The organism is Candidatus Phytoplasma pruni (assembly GCF_001277135.1).
Lineage (GTDB): Bacteria > Bacillota_I > Bacilli_A > Acholeplasmatales > Acholeplasmataceae > Phytoplasma > Phytoplasma pruni.
The window spans coordinates 1-5241 of sequence record NZ_LHCF01000022.1; the positions used below are offsets into that span (position 1 = coordinate 1).

7 protein-coding genes and 1 pseudogene are annotated in these 5241 nt (G+C 26.5%); all 8 read right to left on the minus strand.

Annotated elements, in window-relative coordinates:
* Nucleotides 1-85: 85 nt before the first annotated feature.
* The 8 genes and pseudogenes from CPX_RS02435 to CPX_RS03500 all read right to left on the minus strand — a co-directional run bounded on the left by CPX_RS02435 (nucleotide 86) and on the right by CPX_RS03500 (nucleotide 4723).
* Nucleotides 86-502, minus strand: coding sequence for an Hsp20/alpha crystallin family protein (locus CPX_RS02435; RefSeq protein ID WP_053521592.1), 417 nt, complete (start codon nucleotides 500-502; stop codon nucleotides 86-88).
* Between the two features lie 236 nt (nucleotides 503-738).
* Nucleotides 739-1320: pseudogene (locus CPX_RS03485) on the minus strand (metal ABC transporter permease); the annotation flags it as partial.
* A 56-nt stretch (nucleotides 1321-1376) separates the two neighbouring features.
* Nucleotides 1377-1826 (minus strand): metal ABC transporter permease, encoded by a 450-nt coding sequence (locus tag CPX_RS03490; protein WP_268760259.1) that lies wholly within the window; start codon nucleotides 1824-1826, stop codon nucleotides 1377-1379.
* Nucleotides 1819-1989, minus strand: coding sequence for a hypothetical protein (locus tag CPX_RS03420; protein WP_235443261.1), 171 nt, complete (start codon nucleotides 1987-1989; stop codon nucleotides 1819-1821). Before CPX_RS03420 ends, CPX_RS03490 begins: the two co-directional genes overlap by 8 nt.
* Complete coding sequence (locus CPX_RS02445; RefSeq protein ID WP_235443262.1) at nucleotides 1986-2921, minus strand: metal ABC transporter permease; 936 nt, start codon at nucleotides 2919-2921, stop codon at nucleotides 1986-1988. Before CPX_RS02445 ends, CPX_RS03420 begins: the two co-directional genes overlap by 4 nt.
* A complete protein-coding gene (locus tag CPX_RS02450; RefSeq protein ID WP_053521593.1) occupies nucleotides 2918-3679 on the minus strand; it encodes a metal ABC transporter ATP-binding protein in 762 nt (253 codons plus the stop codon). Before CPX_RS02450 ends, CPX_RS02445 begins: the two co-directional genes overlap by 4 nt.
* Complete coding sequence (locus CPX_RS03495) at nucleotides 3676-4167, minus strand: metal ABC transporter solute-binding protein, Zn/Mn family (protein WP_320408635.1); 492 nt, start codon at nucleotides 4165-4167, stop codon at nucleotides 3676-3678. The genes CPX_RS02450 and CPX_RS03495 overlap by 4 nt, the downstream gene beginning before the upstream one ends.
* A gap of 7 nt (nucleotides 4168-4174) precedes the next feature.
* Nucleotides 4175-4723 carry a metal ABC transporter solute-binding protein, Zn/Mn family gene (locus CPX_RS03500; protein ID WP_268760260.1) on the minus strand — a complete coding sequence of 183 codons (549 nt, stop codon included), beginning with the start codon at nucleotides 4721-4723 and terminating at the stop codon, nucleotides 4175-4177.
* Nucleotides 4724-5241: the final 518 nt, after the last annotated feature.

Sequence of the window (5241 nt, forward strand, 5' to 3'; positions counted from 1 at the left end):
TTTTTTTATGATATATAATTCATTATTTGACAATATCCCACAATAAAATCAATTATAGGATCTAAATAAATTAATCGATTGTTTATCATTTTAATTCTAAATATTGTTTTTCCGGTTGTTTAATAGTTTTTTTAGGAATCACTAGTTTTAATATTCCTTCTTGTAAAGTTCCTTCCATTTCTTTTAAATCGAAATTTTTATCTAAATAGAAACTACGTTTAAAAACACCTTTAAATCTTTCTTTTCTAATGAAATTAGGCTCTTTTTCTTCTTTTTCATGAGAATTATTGGCTTCAATAGTTAAGTAACCATTTTCTAAAGCGACTTTGACGTCTTCTTTTTTAAAGCCCGGCACTTCAACACTAATAATATATTGTTTATCTTGTTCTTGAATATCGGTTTTCATAATATTGTTTGTTTTAACAAAAGGGTTTAATTTGTTGATATCCTCAAAAAAATTTTCAAATAAATCTTGATTTGGATTAATTAAATTAAATAACATGAATTGCACACTCCTTTTTTATTATTTTTTATATAAAGAAAAATTAAAAAAAACTTTCAGAAGAAACTTAAAACATTTTTTATCTTTTATTTCAAGTTCACTTTTATTCTATCAAAAAAAAATTAGCACTGTCAAGAGGTTAGTGCTATTTTTTTAAAAAGATTTATTTTGTTAATAAGGACTTTTTTATGGTGTAAAAATATAGTTGATGATATGTAAAAGATACAAAATACTATTTATATTCCTAATTTTTCTTGTTGTTGGATTAAAAGTTCTTCTCCTTTATGGGTTAAATGTAATTCTTCGCCTTCTAATTGAACATAACCTTCTTGAAATGATTTTTTTAAACATTTTTGATAAAAAGAAGAAGACCATTTTAAGGATTGTTGGGTTTGAACAATATTTTCTTTTTTTTCGTGGTTTCGGATATGAATCAATAAGTTAATCATCCCAAAATATTTTTTTTGTTTATTCTTTTGGATTAATTTGGTTATTGCTCCATTTTTGGTTTCAAAAATAAAGACTAATAAAAAAATTAATAACATCGCTGAAGAAATAGCGCCTGATAAAGTCATATTCAACCAAATACCTGCACTATAACCTACAAAAACCCCTAGAAAAGAGAAAAACATAGAAAATAAAACACTACTAAATAAATTTTTAGTAATTAATAAAGCGGTAGCTGCAGGTGCGATAAAAAAGGAAATCATTAGTATAGAACCCGAAATTTCAAAGGCGGCTACGGATGTTGAGGAGACTAAAGTGATTAAAATATAATTGATTAAAGTAGGATAAAAACCTAGAGAAATAGCTAAATTTTTATCAAAAAGAGATAATTTTAATTCTTTATAAAAGACTAGGAAAAAGAATAAATTTAGTAAAAAAAAGGTAAAATAATTTTAATTTTGCTGCTATTGATGAATTCTAAACTACCAGTAAACACGGCGTCAATATCTAAATGAGCATTACGAATATAAACAGTTATGATAAAGACCGCTAAAGCGAATAAAAAAGCAAAAGTTATTCCAATAGCGGCATCTTCGTTAACTTTGCTATGTTGAGAGAGGATATCACTCAAATAAGATGTAAAAACACCTATTAACGTAGCTCCTATGATTAAATAAGGAGAATTAAGATCCCGCACTATTAAAAAAGTTAAGACAATACCTAATAAAACGCTGTGACTAATAGCATCAATTACCATCGACATTCTTTTTAAAATTAAAAAAACACCTAAAATAGAGGCTGCCATAGCTGTTAAAACTGCGATAAAAAAACTATTAAAATCAAAATTATTGCTAAATTCGGAAAAATTATTAATCATGAAATTCCCCTTTCATTAACTTTTCTACTAATTGTTGCCCTTTTGCAGTTAAAGTAATTTTTTTTTGATTATAAGTGAGGTATTTTTGTTCCAAAAACGAAGTTTCTAGGGGATAATTTTCATGTTCTATTTGTTGATCTTTTTGGTTATAGATATGAATCAAAAATTTATATTTTTTAATTTTTTTTGATATTGGTTACTTTGTAAATGTTTTTTTAAAATACCATGTTTAGGGGCCAAATATAAAGAAATAAAAACAAATAAAGATAAAAAGATTGTAATAATCGGACCAGTAGGAACATGTGGCCAGCCTATATCAATAACGCTGAAAATAGTGCCTAAAAAACCAGCTATTAAGGAAAAAAGAGAGGCTAAAAAAATATTTATTTTGAATTTATCACTCCATTGTCGGGCAGATATTGCAGGAGCAATGATAAAAGCACTCATTAAAACAATTCCAGCAATCCTTAAACCAATAATAACAATAATTATGGTTAAAACATTAATGATTTTTTTCATTATTTTAACATTAACTCCAACACTTTGAGAAAAGGAAGGGTCAAAAATAAATATTTTTAATTCTTTTTTAAACGCAAAAATAATGGTTAAAACTAAAAGAGCAATTATAAACACCGTATATAACTCTTTTTTAGACATAGAAGCTATTTGCCCAAGGGTTAATTTTTCTAATTGAGCGATAGAAGGATTGGCGTTTTTTTGTTGTATAATAGATAAAAGCGTCTGTCCTAAACCAAAAAAAGCCGATAGAATTAAAGCCAAAATAGCGTCATATTGGATGGGCGAATTTTTTTTAATCATTTCTATTAAAGATAAAGCTATTATAGAGATGATAAAAGCTCCTATGATTAAAACTAATATGCCGGGTTGTTTGACAGAATCATCGCCCATAATTAAACCATGTAAAAAATAAGCTAATATGATTCCCGGTAGAGAAACATGGGACAAAACATCCCCTACTAAAGCTTTTTTATTTAAAACCACAAAAACGCCTAAAATAGCCGCAGCTAAACCTAAAAAAGCGATACCAATTAATTGATAACTAATATCATTTATTAAACGACAAATTTTCATCATTTATCAGACTCCTCTTTAGAATTATCGGAAAATTGTTTAAAAAAATCAAATTGATAAGTTTTTTTAAGGTTTTCTGGAGTAAAAACCTCTTTAACTGGTCCACTATTGATTTTTTTCACATTTAACAAAGTGACGTAATCAAAATAGTGTGGAACCGTATTTAAATCATGATGAACCACTAATACTGTTTTTCCTTGGTTTTTCAACTCTTTTAAAACTAACATAATGGCTTTTTCTGTTTTAGAATCGACCCCTTGAAATGGTTCATCCATTAAATAAAAGTCTCCTTGTTGAGATAAAGCTCTGGCTAAAAAAACTCTTTGTTGTTGGCCGCCAGAAAGTTCGGAAATTTGGCGATCTTTTAAATTTAGCATTTCTACTTTTTTTAAAGCTTCTAAAGCGATTTGTTTATCTTTTTTTTTCGGTCTTTTAAACCAACCTAAAGAGCCATATCTACCCATTAAAACAACTTCAAAAATGTTAATAGGGAAATTCCAATCCACAGTATTTCTTTGTGGAACATAAGCTATTTTTTTATAAATTTGTTGATATTTTTGGTTATTAAATAAAATTTCTCCTGATACTTTAGGAATTAAATTTAAAATAGCTTTTAATAAAGTTGATTTCCCTGCTCCATTAGGTCCGATAATAGCCATTATAGAACCTGGGAAGATATCTAAATCAATATCCCATAAAACCGGTTTTAAATGATAAGCCACCGTTAAATCTTTAATAGTAATAGCTCTTTTTTTATTCATTTATTCAGTTCCTTTGTAATTATTTTGATATTATGTAAAAATGTTTGTAAATAATCTAAATTAGCGTTTAAAGAGTCGGAAAATAAACCGTTTTCACCTTCACACATTTTAATATGATAACCGTCTTTTTCTACCATTTCTTTTAAACTTTGTAATGTGTTGTTTGTAATTGAACTTTCGGTAAAAATAGCTTTTATTTGTTTATCTTTAATGTTTTGAGCTATTCTTCTAATGTCACCAATACTAGCTTCTGTTTGAGTAGAAGTGCCTTGGATAGCTTCTATTTCTAAGCTAGCTACTTTTCCAAAATAAGAAAAAGCATCATGAGAAGTGACTAAATATCTTTTGTTTTCGGGTATATTTTGCAATTCTTTGATGGCTTTGTTTATTTCCTTTATGACTGTATTTTTATAATTTGTGAAATTGTTATTTAAAATGCTTTTAGCTTTTGTTTTTGTTTCGCCGTCTGTTTTTTCAGTTTTATCAATTAAGTTTTTATTTTTCTTTTAATAATTCTCCGGCTTCTATCCATAATTCGTAATTAAACCATATATGCGGGTCATCTACACCATCATGTTGTATTATGGGGTTATTTGACTTTTCTTTCAATTTTTCTCCAACATTAAATAATTTATCTGGCTTTTCTTCAGAAATTAATAATTGAAAAGCTTTTTCCATGTTAGCTTCTAAATGGAGTCCATTTATCACTATTAAATCACTTTGTAAAATAATCCAACGATGGTTAGGGAGAGGTTTATAATTATGAGGATCAACGCCTACTCCCATCATAGGTTTTTTTAATTCTAATAAATTATCGATCAATTGGTTATTTTTTGACTTTTTATTAGGAATGTTGTTGTCGTTAAAGTCATCGTATAAAATATGTTGTGTTAAATCGTATAACATATTAGTTGTGGTCACGATGGTTTTTTTATTATTTTGGTTGATTTTTTGTTTATTTTGTTGTTGTATAAAATAAACAGAAGACAAACAAACTAAAACAATTAAAATTGTTGAAATAACGAATACATGAATTTTTTTCATTTTTTTTCCTTTTAGTATTTTAAAACAGTTTTATGCGGGAAATGTGAATTATTTTGAATTTAATAGCCTTTTTTGATCTATAAGGGAGGGTTGATATATATAGTATTGCTTTAATGTTCAAAAGATAAAAACAATTATCGCATCAAAAAAAGCAACATTCATACAATTTATATTTATCCCCTTTATAGATTAAAAAAGGATATTTTCTATTTTTTTATATATATCAGATTCGGAAAGTCAATTTTTGAATAAAAAATGTGGGTATTTGTAAGAAAAGATAGTATTATTGATATAAAAACGGAAATAAATTTATAACTTTGTGGTGTATTTACCATATGTTAGACTATATCTTAATAAAATGGATTGTTAATTCGTGGTTAGAAAAGGTAATTGTTTTAAAAGATCTTTTTCTAGTTTTAAAAATTTTTTTAATAGCTAATAAATAAGCCTATGATGCTTTAATAGATGTTTTTTCGTATAAATTAATTTAATAATGTGATTAGAAAAAAATCGATTTT

Bases quoted from the DNA above. Each gene is read 5' to 3' on its own strand.
- CPX_RS02450 (WP_053521593.1), bottom strand. From the start codon at position 3,679: ATGAATAAAAAAAGAGCTATTACTATTAAAGATTTAACGGTGGCTTAT.
- CPX_RS02435 (WP_053521592.1), bottom strand. From the start codon at position 502: ATGTTATTTAATTTAATTAATCCAAATCAAGATTTATTTGAAAATTTT.
- CPX_RS03500 (WP_268760260.1), bottom strand. From the start codon at position 4,723: ATGAAAAAAATTCATGTATTCGTTATTTCAACAATTTTAATTGTTTTA.
- CPX_RS03490 (WP_268760259.1), bottom strand. From the start codon at position 1,826: ATGATTAATAATTTTTCCGAATTTAGCAATAATTTTGATTTTAATAGT.
- CPX_RS02445 (WP_235443262.1), bottom strand. From the start codon at position 2,921: ATGATGAAAATTTGTCGTTTAATAAATGATATTAGTTATCAATTAATT.